Source organism: Ruegeria arenilitoris, from assembly GCF_013030265.1.
GTDB lineage: Bacteria > Pseudomonadota > Alphaproteobacteria > Rhodobacterales > Rhodobacteraceae > Ruegeria > Ruegeria arenilitoris_E.
The window spans coordinates 129,336-145,439 of sequence record NZ_WPZQ01000004.1; the positions used below are offsets into that span (position 1 = coordinate 129,336).

General features: G+C 55.2%; 19 protein-coding genes and 1 tRNA gene. 11 read left to right on the plus strand and 9 right to left on the minus strand.

The features are described 5' to 3' along the window. Positions 1–2 precede the first annotated feature (2 nt). Entirely contained in the window at positions 3–1,136 is a 1,134-nt protein-coding gene (locus GOX61_RS08295; RefSeq protein ID WP_170332805.1) for a polysaccharide biosynthesis/export family protein, read from the minus strand. An 87-nt stretch (positions 1,137–1,223) separates the two neighbouring features. Then, positions 1,224–2,522: a capsule biosynthesis protein gene (locus GOX61_RS08300; protein ID WP_170332808.1), complete on the minus strand. Its 1,299-nt coding sequence runs from the start codon at positions 2,520–2,522 to the stop codon at positions 1,224–1,226. 151 nt (positions 2,523–2,673) lie between these two features. Here GOX61_RS08300 and GOX61_RS08305 point away from each other — a divergent pair, with 151 nt between their 5' ends. Next, entirely contained in the window at positions 2,674–3,273 is a 600-nt protein-coding gene (locus GOX61_RS08305; protein ID WP_170332810.1) for a riboflavin synthase, read from the plus strand. On the opposite strand, the gene GOX61_RS08310 is transcribed toward GOX61_RS08305, so the two are convergent. Continuing rightward, entirely contained in the window at positions 3,231–4,328 is a 1,098-nt protein-coding gene (locus GOX61_RS08310; protein WP_254436803.1) for a phosphatase PAP2 family protein, read from the minus strand. The two genes, GOX61_RS08305 and GOX61_RS08310, sit on opposite strands and share 43 nt — an antisense overlap. A gap of 410 nt (positions 4,329–4,738) precedes the next feature. On the opposite strand from GOX61_RS08310, the gene ribB reads away from it, so the two are divergent. Genes ribB through GOX61_RS08330 form a run of 4 tightly spaced genes read left to right on the plus strand, consistent with a single transcriptional unit; the run spans position 4,739 to position 7,258 of the window. Then, on the plus strand, positions 4,739–5,860 hold the full coding sequence (gene ribB / locus GOX61_RS08315) for a 3,4-dihydroxy-2-butanone-4-phosphate synthase (RefSeq protein WP_155143433.1): 1,122 nt from the start codon (positions 4,739–4,741) through the stop codon (positions 5,858–5,860). A gap of 2 nt (positions 5,861–5,862) precedes the next feature. Then, positions 5,863–6,414 (plus strand): 6,7-dimethyl-8-ribityllumazine synthase, encoded by a 552-nt coding sequence (locus tag GOX61_RS08320; RefSeq protein WP_170332812.1) that lies wholly within the window; start codon positions 5,863–5,865, stop codon positions 6,412–6,414. Further along, a complete protein-coding gene (gene nusB, locus GOX61_RS08325) occupies positions 6,411–6,893 on the plus strand; it encodes a transcription antitermination factor NusB (protein WP_170332813.1) in 483 nt (160 codons plus the stop codon). Before GOX61_RS08320 ends, nusB begins: the two co-directional genes overlap by 4 nt. Positions 6,894–6,952: 59 nt before the next feature. After that, complete coding sequence (locus GOX61_RS08330; RefSeq protein ID WP_155143439.1) at positions 6,953–7,258, plus strand: hypothetical protein; 306 nt, start codon at positions 6,953–6,955, stop codon at positions 7,256–7,258. 214 nt (positions 7,259–7,472) lie between these two features. On the opposite strand, the gene GOX61_RS08335 is transcribed toward GOX61_RS08330, so the two are convergent. Both GOX61_RS08335 and GOX61_RS08340 read right to left on the minus strand, forming a co-directional pair. Beyond that, on the minus strand, positions 7,473–7,898 hold the full coding sequence (locus GOX61_RS08335) for an SRPBCC family protein (protein ID WP_170332815.1): 426 nt from the start codon (positions 7,896–7,898) through the stop codon (positions 7,473–7,475). Beyond that, entirely contained in the window at positions 7,895–8,215 is a 321-nt protein-coding gene (locus GOX61_RS08340; protein WP_170332817.1) for an ArsR/SmtB family transcription factor, read from the minus strand. The genes GOX61_RS08335 and GOX61_RS08340 overlap by 4 nt, the downstream gene beginning before the upstream one ends. A gap of 113 nt (positions 8,216–8,328) precedes the next feature. On the opposite strand from GOX61_RS08340, the gene GOX61_RS08345 reads away from it, so the two are divergent. After that, a complete protein-coding gene (locus GOX61_RS08345; protein WP_155143445.1) occupies positions 8,329–8,760 on the plus strand; it encodes an MmcB family DNA repair protein in 432 nt (143 codons plus the stop codon). A 4-nt stretch (positions 8,761–8,764) separates the two neighbouring features. On the opposite strand, the gene GOX61_RS08350 is transcribed toward GOX61_RS08345, so the two are convergent. Beyond that, positions 8,765–8,953 carry a DUF6324 family protein gene (locus GOX61_RS08350; protein WP_155143447.1) on the minus strand — a complete coding sequence of 63 codons (189 nt, stop codon included), beginning with the start codon at positions 8,951–8,953 and terminating at the stop codon, positions 8,765–8,767. Positions 8,954–9,032: 79 nt separating this feature from the next. On the opposite strand from GOX61_RS08350, the gene GOX61_RS08355 reads away from it, so the two are divergent. Next, positions 9,033–9,515, plus strand: a complete 483-nt coding sequence (locus GOX61_RS08355; RefSeq protein ID WP_170332819.1) for a GNAT family N-acetyltransferase — start codon at positions 9,033–9,035, stop codon at positions 9,513–9,515. 47 nt (positions 9,516–9,562) lie between these two features. Further along, a tRNA-His gene (locus tag GOX61_RS08360) sits at positions 9,563–9,639 on the plus strand. Positions 9,640–9,784: 145 nt separating this feature from the next. Here the strand turns inward: GOX61_RS08360 and GOX61_RS08365 are convergent. Continuing rightward, positions 9,785–11,971, minus strand: coding sequence for a xanthine dehydrogenase family protein molybdopterin-binding subunit (locus tag GOX61_RS08365; protein ID WP_170332821.1), 2,187 nt, complete (start codon positions 11,969–11,971; stop codon positions 9,785–9,787). A gap of 3 nt (positions 11,972–11,974) precedes the next feature. Beyond that, the gene (locus GOX61_RS08370) at positions 11,975–12,439 is read right to left on the minus strand and encodes a (2Fe-2S)-binding protein (protein WP_170332823.1); all 465 of its coding nucleotides are present in this window, start codon (positions 12,437–12,439) and stop codon (positions 11,975–11,977) included. A 140-nt stretch (positions 12,440–12,579) separates the two neighbouring features. Here GOX61_RS08370 and GOX61_RS08375 point away from each other — a divergent pair, with 140 nt between their 5' ends. Beyond that, on the plus strand, positions 12,580–13,188 hold the full coding sequence (locus tag GOX61_RS08375) for a TetR/AcrR family transcriptional regulator (protein WP_170332824.1): 609 nt from the start codon (positions 12,580–12,582) through the stop codon (positions 13,186–13,188). 481 nt (positions 13,189–13,669) lie between these two features. Here GOX61_RS08375 and GOX61_RS08380 read toward each other — a convergent pair whose 3' ends face one another. Next, positions 13,670–13,972 carry a DUF6476 family protein gene (locus tag GOX61_RS08380; RefSeq protein ID WP_155143457.1) on the minus strand — a complete coding sequence of 101 codons (303 nt, stop codon included), beginning with the start codon at positions 13,970–13,972 and terminating at the stop codon, positions 13,670–13,672. Between GOX61_RS08380 and GOX61_RS08385 the strand changes: the two genes are divergently transcribed. Then, positions 13,971–15,005: an RluA family pseudouridine synthase gene (locus GOX61_RS08385; protein WP_170332826.1), complete on the plus strand. Its 1,035-nt coding sequence runs from the start codon at positions 13,971–13,973 to the stop codon at positions 15,003–15,005. The genes GOX61_RS08380 and GOX61_RS08385 overlap by 2 nt on opposite strands. A gap of 147 nt (positions 15,006–15,152) precedes the next feature. After that, positions 15,153–16,049 (plus strand): RNA polymerase sigma factor RpoH, encoded by an 897-nt coding sequence (rpoH, locus tag GOX61_RS08390; RefSeq protein ID WP_170332829.1) that lies wholly within the window; start codon positions 15,153–15,155, stop codon positions 16,047–16,049. The last annotated feature ends 55 nt before the right edge of the window (positions 16,050–16,104 follow it).

A 16,104-nucleotide genomic window follows, 5' to 3' on the forward strand; every position in this document is an offset into this window, starting at 1 on the left:
CATCAATTACCTGTCAGCGTTTTTACGTTCGCCAGCGGCGTCAACCCACCTGCAATGAGCGAGATGGACTTGGTCCACTGTGCATAAGGCGCTTCGGTTACATAGATGGTGTCGTCGTCGCGAATAACGAAGTCGCGTGCAACAAAAAGCCCGTTGGGTGCTGTAAGATTCAGCAGGTAGATCATGCGTTGCTCTCCCTGCAGGTCGGGTCGTCCCATAACTTTTCGTGCGATATCCTGACGTTCGTCTCGCAAGACAAAGATACCGGTTGGGTCAGAAGACAACGATTGCAGACCGCCGACCTGTGCCAGAGCTTCCAGCGCGGACAAATCCTGACTTTCAAAGGCAACGCGGGACTGACCGCCGGTCGCACCCAAGGCAATGTACGAACGGGTATCCTGTTCAACAAGAATACGATCACCGCCGCGTAAGGCGATGTCGCTCTTGGGGTTTCGGAACAGGTCATTGTACCAGATGGTACCGCGTTGATTGCCGCGGATCACGGTGACCAAGGCAATGTCTGAGGCGACTGCCACACCGCCTGCCTGAGCTAACATGCCCGACAAAGTGCGGCTCGGGCGCTCGATCGGGTAGATGCCGGGCGCACCGATTGTTCCCGACAAAGATACCGTTGATCCGTCGCCTGCAATGCGGCGCACCTGAACCTGCGGATCGGGTGTTTGTTCATCAAGTTTGCTGGAAATCAGGGCACGCAGCTGCTCGGGCGTGTTGCCCGCTGCACGGAGACGGCCTGCGTAGGGGACAAAAATGTACCCATCGCTGTCCACCTGAACCTGATCGAGGATGGTTGCCCCGCCCAGATCGCTGGTCAGCAAACCGTCGTCGACGTTTTCCCAGATTGAAAGCCCTAACACGTCACCGGGACGAACTGTATCTGCGGTAAGACTTTGCGCGCTTGTAAATGTGGAAGAAAAACCAAATTGCGGGATTGCAGATGTTGCTTTCGCGACCCTGTCATCCACTTCGACAACAAATGCATTTCCGCCATTTGCAGTGGAGCCCGCCAGAATTTCATTCTTGTTTGGACCGGACTTTGGAAGCTGGCACGCCGCCAGCAAGCCGCATACGGCGACAAAGGATACTCCCCGTACCCAACGGATTGCAAAGCGCTGCACTGCCGATATTCCTCAAACGTCTTTGGTTGCTTGTTTTGGGCAGGCTAACTGTTTCAGCCCACAACATCCAGCGACAGGTTGCCAATATCACTCAACGATTTTCAACTGTGGCGTCATGGCCGCTGTATCGTTCATCATGGATTGATATGGGTCGTTTGCACGCAGCATCATATCTGTGGCGCGACGCAGCAACTGGCGCCGACCGCGCCGGGAGTAGAACCCACCCGGCACCTGGCTGGTTTCCAAAAGAAACTGTCGATAACGTTTGTATGCATCGCTGTAAGGAGCTGAGGGGGTCGCAAAAAACTCTGCAACTGACTGCTGAGATACAAACTCGGGCTTGTCATAAACGGACCGGCCAAAGATGCGTAACGGAATGCCACGCCACAACACCTGTTGCCCGGCGGTCGAGTTGACAGTGACTGCTGAACTTGCGTCATCAAGCAGTTTGGCGAGCTTGCCACCTGGCACATAATGCACCCGGTTCGATATGCCATGCGCAGTTGCCATTTCGCGAACGCGTTTTCTCAGCGGTTCGCGGTGGTTTTCCAATGGATGTTCTTTGACGACCAGATGGTGGTGAAGCGGGGCACCTTCAGCGAACCCGGAAATGACCTGCTCAATAAAATCAGACATGCCAGAATAGTCCGAATGCGCTTGAACCGAGCTGTCGTGCCCCAGTTGCAACAACACGAGGTGATAGGGAAAACCGCCTCGCCTGACACGAGCAGTCGCCCAGCTGCGCTGTAAGCGATGAATGGGCATCAGGGCCAGGCGTTTGAAATATAATCTGAATTCTTTGGATACAGGCAGTTCGCGATGAGGGCGAAAGCTTCGGTACTTGTGATTCAGGAACATGACAAACCCATGGTACAAAGCACCGTAAAAGATGTGCTGGCGCATGTCTCCCCAATGAGAAGGCGGCGGGGGCGTCTGCGTGTCGGATTGTTCAAGAGCGAGCTGCATCTGTTCGACGCTCAGGTCCATAAGGCGCGAATTGCCGTTCGATCCACCTCGCTCATAAGTTATCCACCAAGGGCGTAGGTACCCTTCTTCGAAAACGTGAACGGTTATGCCCCGTGACTTCGCAATTTCGATAGCGCGAGCGTGAATGGGACGGATGTCGCCATATAGAACAATATCAGTCACGTCATTCGCGATGATGAGATCCGTCAACGTTGCGGGCCAGTCTTCGGGTGGGTTCCGGTATGGGATGTAGGTATTGCGATCAAACCAGAATGCCTCGTCACCTGCGTTGAATCCGACACGTAACACTTTTGCACCGGTGGTGCGCAGCGATCGTCCAAGCTTGCTGAAAAACGGACCATGTGGTCCCTGCAAGAACAGAAACACGCGGCTGTCCGGATTGATCTGTGCAAATGGCATTTCTGCTGCTCGAACTCTGATATTTTCGTGTTTATTAATAAAATTATGCCTGTTTACGGCATTCCGGGCAAGCCGGGGCTTGCTCAGTACGTGCCATGGCCTTACCTCGGCGTTGATATCAGAAACAAGCTAGGCTCAGAGGGTTAACAGAATGTTTACAGGGATCGTCACCGACATCGGTACAATCGTCGAGCTGGAACAGCAGGGCGATCTTCGAGCTCGGATCCGAACCGACTATGACACGGCAACGATTGATATCGGCGCGTCAATTGCCAGCGATGGCGTCTGTTTGACTGTCATCGCTCTGGGTGATGACTGGTATGACGTGCAGATCAGTGCTGAAACGGTTTCAAAAACCAATCTCGACAAGTGGCAGGTTGGAAAGCGGGTAAACCTCGAACGCGCCCTGAAGGTTGGCGACGAACTTGGGGGGCATATCGTTTCAGGCCATGTGGACGGCGTAGCTGATGTGGTGTCGGTAGAGGACGAGGGGGACAGTACACGGGTTGTGCTGCAGGCCCCCGCTGATCTGGCCCGCTTTATCGCCCCCAAGGGATCTGTGGCGTTGAACGGAACATCCCTTACTGTGAACGACGTGGAAGGCCGCGAGTTTGGAATCAACTTTATTCCACACACCAAAGAGGTCACAACTTGGGGTGATGTCGCGGTCGGCGATCGGATCAATCTGGAGATTGACACTCTGGCGCGTTATGTCGCGCGGCTTGCAAGTGCTAACGCAGGCGCAGAATAATACCTTTTGGTCAACGCGTTGGCGAGCCACCAGCACGCCAACGCGATTATCGCTCCCAGATAGCCATCGACAGCATAGTGCCACGCTAGGTGGACCGATCCGATCTGGATCATGATGGCGAAAATCGTAAATGCCCAGCCCAGCCAGCGAGAATATTGGAAGGCGAAAAGCGCCATGAGCACGCTGGATGCCACGTGCATGCTGGGCATGGCAGATATGCCCTTTATCACACCCCCACCGCTGAATTCGGCCAATAGCCTTTCCTGAACCTGCAGGGCCCAGACGGGGCTTATCCGATCAAGATCATACAGGTTTTGCATTTGCTGGGCGTAGGTGTCCCCAAATCCGAAATGCTCGTAGTAGACTGGACCGACTGATGCAAAGACTGTGGCCAGCAAGTTGCCCCCAACAATGAACACCAAAGCAAAGGCCACTAGATAGGTCATTCCGCGCTGCGTGTCGCGCTTGTCAAAACAGGCGGCAAACAAGGTCAGATAGATCAGCGCGAACCATAGATGATAGGCGACATTCAGCACCGTCGTCAGAGTGGTGTTCCCGAACACCGGCCACAACAGCAGCCAAACGTCATAGCCACCGTGCAGGGTTCGATCCAGTTCAGCAAAGAATGGGTCCCACGAAAACGGGTTTATCAGGACGATGATGTTTTTAAGGCAGGTGAAGCTGGTAATCAAAAAGCCGATGGATAAAAAACACACGGTGCCGTCGACCAGAGTTATGTTCCTTGCGATGTACTTGCGCGTATCCTGCATCATCCATTGAATGGGTTTTGCGGGTCTGATCCAAATCGCGGCGTATACGAACCTGAAGACAAAGAATATGGCCCCAATAACGATGGCATATTTGATCAGGCGTCCCACGATCTCGATAAGGCTGTAACCCAATACAGTCCAATACGGCAGGCCTGCGTAATGGCTTATGACTGCGCCTCCAATCACGTGAAGGGCAATAATGATCAGCAACAACCTGTTCCGCAGGATAGATGAGAACAGACCATTTGCCTGAGATGGCTGGTTAAAGACATCAGCACTATTCATCTATTATGCCCACACATGACGACCGAGTTTGAACGCCTGCCTAAGGTGCGTTCATACTTTGGCCCGGCGAGGGCCAGAGTTGGGCTATTCTGGGGCATGCGAGAACGCTGTGTTTCCATTTCGAACACAGTATTGCGGGCACTTCCTATTGCACCCAGAGTATTTCATGCGTCGCCAATTCTGGGTTGAGAGATCGTTCAGCACGCGGTTGCTATTTGCCGGGACTGTTCCGTTTGTGGGGCACTCGGCTTGTCCGGTGGGTGCTACTCAGATGCCCATGCCTCTGGTCGGGTGACGACGGCATCGGTTGGAAACAGTGATCATATGCCGCCGTTGCGTCTGTGGTCTGGTGTTTGGCGCCGTACTGGTCTATCCCGCGCAGCAACACATGCTCTGCGAAAGGCTGCCCAATGAGCTTTGAAACACCCGGACCGGTCGAGGCCCAGCTGCGTGATGCGATCAGCCCGATCGAAGAGATCATCGAAGAGGCACGCAAAGGCCGGATGTACATCCTGGTCGATCATGAGGATCGTGAGAACGAAGGCGACCTGGTCATCGCAGCAGAGTTTGCGGATGCGGATGCCATCAACTTCATGGCTACCCATGGCCGGGGTCTCATCTGTCTGCCCATGACGGCGGAGCGGATTGACAGTCTTGGATTGCCGATGATGGCTGTGAACAACTCGTCCCGCCATGAGACCGCGTTCACTGTTTCCATCGAGGCCCGTGAGGGCGTGTCTACAGGCATCTCGGCTGCCGACCGGGCGCTGACTGTTGCGACCGCCATCAATGAGCAGAACACCATGGCTCAAATCGCAACGCCCGGTCATATTTTCCCGCTTCGCGCCAAGCGGGGAGGGGTGCTGGTTCGGGCCGGACATACCGAAGCTGCGGTAGATATCTCGCGGCTGGCGGGGCTGAACCCCTCGGGTGTGATCTGCGAGATCATGAAGCCTGACGGCACCATGGCGCGTTTGCCCGATCTGGTTGCTTTTGCCAAAGAACACGACATGAAGATCGGCACGATTAGCGATCTGATCAGCTATCGGTCCCGCAACGACAATCTCGTGGTTGAGACATCGCGTGAGATGGTCACCTCGGAATATGGCGGCGAGTGGGAGATGCGGCTGTTCACCGATCAGACACACGGCATTGAGCATGTGGTCATGATCAAGGGCGACATCACCACGCCCGAGCCGGTACTGACCCGGACCCATGCGCTGCATGAGGCACCGGATATTCTGGGGCTCGGGCCGAAATCCCCGCAGGAGTTGCCGCGGGCAATGGAAAAGATTGCAGCCGAAGGCCGCGGCGTTGTTTGCCTTTTCCGCCAGCCGCGCAACTCGCTTTATGCAGCGGATGACGAAGGACCGCGCACTATCAAACAAACCGGTCTGGGTGCGCAGATTCTGTCGAAGATGGGCATTCAGGAACTCGTATTGCTGACCGACTCGCCGGAAACCGTATATCTGGGCCTCGATGCCTTTGGGCTGTCGATTGTGGGGACCCGCTCAATTCTCAAGGATGACTGATCGTGGCTGAACAAGACAAACACGGCGTGCTGCCGACACCGACATTCGACAAGCCGGTGAAACTGCTGATCGTTGTGGCGCCGTTCTATCGTGCCGTTGCGGACAATCTGGTAGCTGGTGCCAAGGCCGAGATCGAAGCGGCAGGCGGCACATGCGAAGTCGTTGAGGTGCCCGGTGCGCTGGAAATCCCCACCGCCATTGCAATGGCTGATCGCCAGTGCAACTTTGACGGCTATGTCGCGCTGGGCTGCGTCATTCGCGGTGAGACCACGCATTACGAGACTGTCTGTAACGATTCCAGCCATGCGATCCAGTTGATGGGCCTTCAGGGGCTGTGCATCGGCAATGGTATCCTAACCGTCGAAAATGACGATCAGGCCGAAGTCCGCGCAAATCCCGAAAAGATGAATAAAGGTGGAGGAGCCGCTGCTGCGGCCTTGCATCTGATCGCGCTCAGCCGTAAGTGGGGCTCTTCCAAAAAGGGCGTCGGATTCAAGCCGCCGTCCGAGTCCATCCTTGTGGCGGGCGACAGCAACGGACCCACGACAGCATGACCCAGACCGACGCGCCGAAGCCGGCCAATCAGAAACGCCTTATGAAGTCTGCCGCGCGGCTCTATGCCGTGCAGGCCCTGTTCCAGATGGAGCAGTCCGGGCAAACGACCGAGCAGGTTGTAAACGAGTTTCTGGATCACCGGTTCGGCGCTGTCTATGAGGGTGAGGAAATGCTGGATGGTGACATCAGCGTTTTCCGCAAGCTCGTGGATGATGCTGTGAACTATCAGGCGCCAATCGATCAGATGACCGACCGAGCGCTGGTGGCGAAATGGCCGATTTCCCGGATTGATCCGACTTTGCGCGCACTGTTCCGGGCAGCCGGGGCCGAGTTGACGCAGAGCGACACGCCCCCCAAAGTTGTCATCACAGAATTTGTCGACGTCGCACGCGCGTTTTTCCCTGAAGGGAAAGAGCCGAAATTCGTCAACGCGGTGCTGGATCACATGGCGCGTGAGGCGCAGCCCGAGGCATTCTGACGCCTTTACCCGAACCAGATATGCGCTAACCTGAATGTCATAGCGCAATGAGGTTCATCATGCCCAAACTGATCCGCCTGTACATCACGCAAGTCGCCTGGGGTTTTGTTATCTCGGCTGTGTTTGTCGGGGTGCTACTGGCCCTGAACGTCGCAAATCTACGTCACCTGATCACCAGTTCTGAAATCGGCCTGATCGCGTTGGCGATGATCTGGTTCATGAACGGGATCGTTTTTGCTGGCGTTCAGTTCGGCTACAAGATCATGAGCATGGCCGAAAAGCCCGGCGGACCGCGTCGTGGATCGCCTGTTGTGCACAGCTTTGAACCAGCTGTCGTCAAGCAAGAGGCGAAATCAGCGCGCTGATTTTCAAGGAAAATGTGGCGGGACCACCAGTCAACCGTGGGGCTTTGATTCCCGAGGACCTGTATATACAGGTGGGCGCCAGGTAATCAGGCCAGGACCTGAACAGAGCCAGCTCCCTCGGAATTGCTTAAGGCCACCGGAATGCTGCCTGTCACGAGAAGGGCAGAACCCGCCACGCGCCTAAGTAGGGTGTGCGGCGGGTTTGCACAAGGGGTCACGCATCAACGGTTTCGTGTAAGGCAGTGCGCATTTTGACGAAATGCTCATCCCAGCCACTATCCAGCGACAGGATCAGACCAAAGGCTTCTGCGCTCTGAGGCAGGCCCTCGTGCACCAATCCTAGGCGCGTACCTCCGGCCACGGGCTCCAGTGTCCATTTGACGGTGCTAACGGCGTCGCCCATCGGTTTAACTGTGAAAGTATATTCCAGATATTCGGGCGGTCGCGCCTCGCGTACTTCACCCCTGATCAGAAGGTCGCCGCTGGTTGTCCCGTACATCTCAAGCTTTTGTCCTGTCGCAAGTGGGCGCTCTGGTTTGTGAAACCACTCGGCCAACCGCTCGGGCTTTGTCAGATAATCCCATACCGTTTCCGGAGTGGCGCGTAAAAAGATCGATTTCTGCAATACTGCTTGGGTCATTTCTGGGTTCCTTCAATAGCTTTCTTGAGATCGGCCAGGCGTTCATCCCAGAACTGGTCGAAGTAGCTGAGCCAGTCCAGAACAGGGGCCATGCCCTGTGGTTCAAGTCGGTTGATGCGTTCCCGGCCTCTTGCTTCAACCGAAATAAGCCCGCCGTCCGACAGTACCGTCAGGTGCTTTTTGACAGCGGCACGGGTCATATCGAAACGATCTGTCAGTTGCGCGATGGTCATATCCTTGACCGCAAGCATCTGAACGATGTCCCGACGGGTTGGATCCGCAAGAGCGCGGAACGCGTTTTGGGTCTGTGTATTCATGGTAAACCTCATTGAGATACCATTAGGTATCATATTAATGGGATACTAAATGGTATCATGTCAAGGGGGTGTCTGGGCTTGATTTTTGTTCACCAATTGTTCACATTCGTCGGATGATGCTAGATCTGCAACCCGGACAAAAACTGGCCCGAGGTGTTTCACGGCACCTGACGACCCATGGTTATGTTTCGATTGAAGAATTTGTTCCTGCCCGCGGTTTGCGCGTGGACGTAATGGGGCTGGGTCCCAAAGGTGAGCTATGGGTGATTGAATGTAAATCCGGTCGAGCTGATTATCAGTCGGATTCCAAATGGCAGGGCTATCTGGAATGGTGTGACCGATTCTTTTGGGCCGTCGATACCGAGTTTCCGGTGGATCTGCTGCCGCCTGAAACAGGTCTGATCATTGCGGATGCCTATGACGCAGAGATAATCCGTATGGGACCAGAGGCCAAAGTGGCCCCGGCGCGCCGAAAGAAAATGATTCAGAAGTTTGCAACAGATGCGGCACGCAGGTTGCAAACACTGCGAGACCCCCGCGTCTAAGAGGTCAGTCTTTAACGGCCCGCGCTGCCTGAGCAGCCGCACGAATTTCCTCGGCGATTTCTTCAGCTTCTTCGGGGTCGAAATCCATGGGAATTTCAAGATTGTCCGCCTCGATGAACAGGCGCACCATGCCATGGTCGGTTGGACCAATCTGCAGGTTTGCTTCGATGTCGCGTTCGGTGTTGATGCTCATGTTCGCCTCCGGGGACTGAGCGTTCCTGCTAGCGCGCAACGGGTTGAGAATCAAGCGGCCTATGGGGTCTGATGGGAACATGGATGACATCGTACTCAGACCTTTTCGTCCCGATGATGCGCCTTGGCTGGTCGAAAGGCACGGCACGCTTTACGCGCAGGATGAAGGATTTGACCATACATTCGGTCCGCTTGTTGCGCGTATTCTGGATGAGTTCATTGCAGATCATGACCCCAAGCGAGAACAAGGATGGATCGCGGAGCGGGCAGGGGAGCGGCTGGGCAGCATTTTCTGCGTCGCACTTGGCGAGAATACCGCGAAATTGAGGTTGTTCCTTTTGGTTCCCGAAGCTCGAGGATTGGGTCTGGGTAGGCGCCTGCTGGTGGCCTGCATGAGATTTGCCCGACAGGCGGGATACCGTGAAATGGCCCTTTGGACACATGAAAGTCACCGGGCAGCTTGTGCATTATATCGGGCGAATGGTTGGCAGTTGATGGAGAGCAAACCAGTCCATTCCTTTGGTGTCGATCTTGTCGAACAAAGCTGGAAAATTCAGCTTTAATCCTCTTGCATTCCCCGTGCGCGTTGGGTACATCGCCCCTCACAAGTGCCGCCTTAGCTCAGTTGGTTAGAGCGCTGGATTGTGGATCCAGAGGTCCCCTGTTCAAGCCAGGGAGGCGGTACCATCTCCCAAACATCAACGCTCTCACAAAGCTAAGTAGCTTTGATCACTACAATTCTGCTTTTAGAGGGATTTGTGGGTGCTGCCGGATCTTTCCAGGCAACGAATTACCGCGCCGCATCCATGGATACGGCGCGGTTGATGATGCATCAGGCGAAACTGACGCCGTTTTCTGCCATTGGCAGGTTGGTCACCTGCACGCCTGACAGTTTAGCGATGGCATTGGCCAGAGCTGGTGCAGAAGGTGGAGTGCCCGGTTCTCCTACGCCAGTAGGAGCTTCGGCTGATGGGATAATATGCACGTCAATTGCAGCAATATCACCAATCCGCAGAGGCTCGTAATCAGGGAAGTTGAACTGATCCACAGAGCCACCTGTCAGGGTGATCTGATCACGCATGACATGGCCGATTCCGTATCCGATGCCACCTTCCATCTGGGCACGCACGACATCGGGATTCACCGCGATTCCGCAATCGACGGCACAAGTCACTTTTTCGATGCGAATGCCTTCTTCCGCATCGCCTGAAACTTCGACCACCTCGGCGACATAAGAACCAAACGACTTATGCACGGCGATGCCCTGCGATCGCCCTTCGGGAACGTTGCCCCAATCGGCTTTTTCCGCTGCCAGTTTCAGGACACCAGCTTTGCGTTGCTGATCGGCGTCACCGCTATCCGTCAAGTGGGACAGACGGAATTCAACCGGATCACGGCCAGCCGCGTTTGCTGCCAGATCCATCATGGTCTCCATCACGTAAGCTGTATGTGTGTGGCCCACCGATCTCCACCACAGGACCGAAGTCGCCTTTGGGGTGTCGGTCAATCCCAACGCCATTCCGGGGATCTGATACGGGCTGTCCGCGATACCCTCGATCGAGCTGTGATCCACGCCGTCATGTACCGCAAACGACTCGAATGCGGTTCCTTTCATGATGGACTGTCCGGCAACCTGATGCTGCCATCCGACGATATTCCCACCTTCATCAATGCCGATGCGGACCTTGTGGCCGAAGGCTGGGCGATAGTACCCGCTCCGGATATCGTCCTCACGCGTCCAAACGAGCTTGACCGGGCGAGAACGGTCGGTGACGACGAAGGCAAGCGCCGCTTCGACCTGGTAGTCCGCATCCGGCGTTGCGCGCCGCCCAAACGATCCGCCAGCCAGCATCGTATTGATCTGGATTTTCTCCGGCGGCAGACCAAAGATCTGCTGATACGCCATATGAGGTCCTGTCGGCATCTGGCTGCCGTCATGCAGTACGATGTTACCATCTGCAGTCTGTTCGATCGTGCAGTTGAGCGGCTCCATCGGTGCATGAGCCAGAAGCGGAAAGTAGAAGGTCTTTTCGACAACTGTATCCGCGCCATCAATGGCGGCTGCAACAGATGCTACATCGGCCTTGTTCACGTTGTAGGTTGGCTCGGCATCCAGTGCCGACATGATCTCGGCCTCAATCTGATCCGAGTCGCGCGTTTCGGCAGCGGATAGGTCCCACTCTACTTCCAGCGCGTCTCGTGCCTGAATGGCGGCCCAGGTGTTTTCGGCGTAGACGGCGACACCGGCCTGATTGGGAAGCACAGCAGCGCTGATGTAGCCTTTAACATCTTTCGATGCGCTGTCGTCGAAGCCGGTGACAAGACCACCGCGCGATTCCGGACGTTTGATCATGGCGACCATCTGATTTGGCAGATGAACATCCATGGCATACATCGCCTGACCGTTACCTTTGATTGCTGAATCCTTGCGGCGCACAGCTTCGTTCCCGATCAGTTTGAATTCTGCCGGGGCCTTCAGACGAGGTTCGACCGGTGGCTCCAACTGAGCTGCCGAAGCAACGAAGTCACCAATCGGGGCTGACTTGTCTCCTGCCTTGATGATGCCTTCCTCGATTGTGATGCCGGATGCATCGACGCCCCAATCGGCAGCAGCGGCAGCGATCAGCATTTCACGCGCTGCAGCGCCCGCCTGGCGATATTGCAACCACGAATTTGCCATTGCGGTTGAACCGCCGGTGCCCTGGAAGGGGCCGAATAGCAGGTTATTGTAGACCTCGGGGTTGGACGGAGCGAATTCGTATTCGATCTGGTCCATACGCAGGCCGATTTCTTCGGCGATCAGTGTAGGCAGGCCGGTTGCCGGTCCCTGACCCTTTTCAAAGTGCTTTACGATGGCTGTCACAGTGCCATCAGCATCGATTTTCACGAATGGGTTTAGCTGTGCAGTCTCAGAAGAGGCGGCGGCCAATGCCCCGTCAGTGCGCGCACCGATCAGCAGGACAGCCCCCGCTGCAGCTGCGCCTTTCAGGAAACCGCGGCGAGATGTGTTGATGGTCATTGATCAGGCCTCCAGAATATCTGATGCGCGCTGAATGCCGGCGCGGATACGTTGATAGGTGGCACAACGGCAGGCGTTGCCAGACATATACTCGTCGATTTCCTCAGCCGATGGCTTCGGGTTTTCGGACAAGAGACCAACGGCTGACATCACCTGACCAGACTGGCAGTAGCCACACTGGACGACGTCCAGTTCGACCCACGCCTGCTGAACGGCAGCGCCGATCTTGTCTTCGCCCACGGCCTCAATGGTCGTGATTTCGGCATCTTCGACATCTTCGATGTAGGTCTGGCAGGATCTGATGGGTTCGCCATCCATATGAACGGTGCAGGCGCCGCACGAAGCTACGCCGCAGCCAAATTTTGTTCCGGTCAGCTTAAGCTCATCCCGGATCACCCAAAGCAGGGGCGTGCCGGGTTCGGCGTCAACCGTGTGGGTCTCGCCATTCAGTTTCAAAGTCAAAGCCATGAGGGGACTCTCCTGTTCGCGCTGGTTTCCTGAATCGGTAAACTGGCGCGTTTACAATAGCCCGGAATATAGGTTTGTAAACTGATAAGTTTACCACATGGTTTGACCAGCGAAGAGAATTGCGTCTATAGGTGGAGATCATGAACGAATGCAACGCTCCGAATGCGTCGAAACACGCGCAGATCATCGAAGCGGCTGTGGCAGAGTTCCAGGAAAAGGGGTTCGTCGCAGCCAGTATGGATCGCATTTCGGCACGGGCCGAAGTGTCGAAGCGCACGTTGTATAAGTACTTTGAAAGCAAGGAAAACCTGTTTCGATCGATCGTGATCGAGCTTTCTAATCGTTTTTCGGAAGTACTGGAGATTCGCTATCAGAAAGGGCGTGATGTTCGCGAGCAACTGACCGAGCTGGCCTGGGCCGAAGGGCGTGTTTTGATGTCTCCGGACGTGATGGCCATGTCGCGTATGATTATCAGCGAAACCATGCGCAATCCTGAACTGGCGGCAGCTGCACAAGGCAAGCTGGACAAAACTTCCATCTTCATTTCGATGCTGAAAGATGCGGCCGAAGACGGCCAACTGAGTATCGATGATCCGGAGCAGGCCGGGAAGGAACTCATTGGTCTTATCAAGGCCAAGGCTTTCTGGCCCATGGTCTTCAGCGGATCAGTTCTGAGCCATTCCGAGATGAAGGCGACAATAGACAGCAGTGTCGAAATGATGATGTGCCGGTACGGCGGTAGCGCGTGAAGCCACAGTATTGGTCATTCTGCGTCATGAACACATGGCGACTTGCATCAACCTGCATTGAACTACTTTCCGATCAGTTCTGTTCTCGCCGCTTTCAGCGTAGATTTGTTTGAAGGTTCTGAAAGCTCTTTGAAAAGCTGGACGATCTGAAAATCGTCGTGTCGAGGTCGACGGAGCGCTCGCAAAAAATACGGCAGTAAACTCTGACTTTTTGAGCAGGAGGCGGGTGCAGTTACCGAACCAGAACAATGCTGTGAACGAGAACCATCTGTAACATCAGATTGAGGTGTATTTATCGGCGTGCGAAAGGATCGCACGGGCGCGCGGTCACTTATGATACTGACCTGCATCCGTTTGGCCTGAGATTTGGCCACTGTCTGGGGAGGTGTCGAAGCTATTCAACCCGCGGCGTGTGAGGCGTTTCAGCCGGCTTCAGAAATTGGCTTTGAAAAACTGAAACAATCGGCCTTGGTACATCGCTTTATTCGATCGTGATTTCCTGTCTCTGACGACCTGTCGTTTTGTCAAATATGAGAATGCGGTTGTCATCTGTCACGACCGCGTACCAGTTGTTGCCAATGGTCAGTGCCTGCGCCTTGGCCCCATCCGGCAATTCGATCTGATCGGGCAGGGCGGGTGTCCGGTCCGATAGGCGGATGACAATCAAGGCAAATGTCACTAGAACGCCGCCAATCATCACCGCGGTCAATAACATGACCATGCGTCTCAGCAGGCGAAGCTGAGGCGTTTCCTGCGGTTCTTGGGGATCGGAAGGGACAGTCATGGGCACTCGCCAGATAGAATTTCAGATCGCGGCCGCTCCGCCGCCCCGCCTTGATAAGGCGCTTTCGCGGGATGTGCCAGCCGAGGAAAGCCTGTCCAGGACGCGGTTGGTTCGCTTGATCGAAGATGGTGCGGTTTTTATCGACGGATCAGAGATCCGCGATCCCAAAGCCAAGATTGCCGAAGGGGCTTTGGTGGTAATCACGGTAGCCGAGGCAGAAGATAGCCATATCGGCCCCGAGAACATTCCTTTGGACATCGTGTTCGAAGACGCGGACCTGATCGTCGTCAACAAACCGGCTGGTATGGTGGTGCATCCTGCGCCCGGTTCACCAAATGGTACACTTGTAAATGCACTGCTGCATCATTGCGGTGAGGATCTTTCCGGTGTGGGCGGCGTAAAGCGGCCCGGTATTGTGCATCGTATCGATAAAGACACCAGCGGGTTGCTGGTGGTTGCCAAATCTGACGCGGCCCATCAGGGTCTGGCGGCTCAGTTTGAGGCACACACTGCTGAGCGCTATTATCGCGCCATTTGTTATGGTGTGCCGGATGCCAATGACCCTCGCTTGCGCGGTGTAAAGGGCGTCAGTTTCGAGCCCGGAAACATCATGCGTCTGACCACTCAGCTAGCGCGGCACAAGACCGACAGACAAAAACAGGCGGTATTGTTCCATGGTGGCCGCCATGCCGTCACACGAGCGCGCGTGGTCGAGACATTTGGTGCTCCAGGTACCATATCGCTGATCGAATGCTGGCTTGAGACCGGTCGCACCCATCAAATACGCGTGCACATGGCCCATGCCGGTCATGGATTGGTTGGTGATCCCGTCTATGGCGGTAAGCGAAAGTTGGCTGCCCGTGCCTTCAGTGCCGCTACTGCTGAGGCTGTGCGCGGATTCCCTCGTCAGGCCTTGCATGCAGCCGTTTTGGGCTTTGAGCATCCGGTAACCGGCGAGGTTTTGCGATTTGAGGCCGAACTTCCTGCGGATATGGAAAATCTGATTGCTCAGCTGCGCGAACCACTGTCATAATTCGCAAACAGACGTGAGTAAGAGTTTCTTATCTTTCCTTTACCAAAGCTTAATTTCAGACTGTTAAGCAGCACCTCTTGAACGGACCGGGTATGACACCCATATCCTATGTTAAAGCTATAAACATTTGTCGGAGGGACATGAAACATGGCAAATTACGCAAATCTCCCCGCGCCGACGCCTGAGGGCGGCCTGAACCGCTATATGCAGGAAATTCGCAAGTTTCCCCTGCTGGAGCCGGAAGAAGAATACATGCTGGCCAAGCGCTGGGTCGAAGAGCAAGACACTGAATCCGCGCATAAAATGGTCACGTCGCACCTGCGACTGGCGGCCAAGATCGCTATGGGCTATCGCGGCTATGGCCTGCCACAGGCCGAGGTGATTTCCGAGGCCAACGTTGGCCTGATGCAGGCCGTGAAACGGTTTGATCCGGAAAAGGGTTTCCGTCTGGCAACCTACGCAATGTGGTGGATTCGCGCCTCGATTCAGGAATACATCCTGCGGTCGTGGTCATTGGTCAAACTTGGCACCACGTCGGCGCAGAAGAAGCTGTTCTTCAACCTGCGCAAAGCCAAGGCTCGCATCGGTGCCTTGGAAGAGGGTGACCTGCGTCCTGAGAACGTCAAGCAGATCGCGAATGATCTGGGCGTGACCGAGGATGAAGTCATCAGCATGAACCGCCGTATGTCCGGTGGGGATGCTTCGCTGAACGCGACTGTAGGGTCCGAAGGCGAAGGCACCATGCAGTGGCAGGATTGGCTTGAAGATGAAGATGCCGATCAGGCTGGTGACTACGAGAAGCGCGATGAACTGGATGCACGTCGCGAGTTGCTGACTGCAGCGCTGGATGTGCTGAACGACCGCGAAAAGGACATTCTGACTCAGCGTCGTCTGATGGATCAGCCTGTCACACTGGAAGAGCTGAGCAACCAGTACAACGTCAGTCGCGAGCGGATTCGCCAGATCGAAGTTCGTGCTTTTGAAAAGCTTCAGAAAAAGATGCGCGAACTTGCACGTGAAAAAGGTATGCTCGGCACTGTCTGAGATATCTCCCAAATTGAGAAACCGGCCTGATGTTTCAGGCCGGTTTTCTTATGCG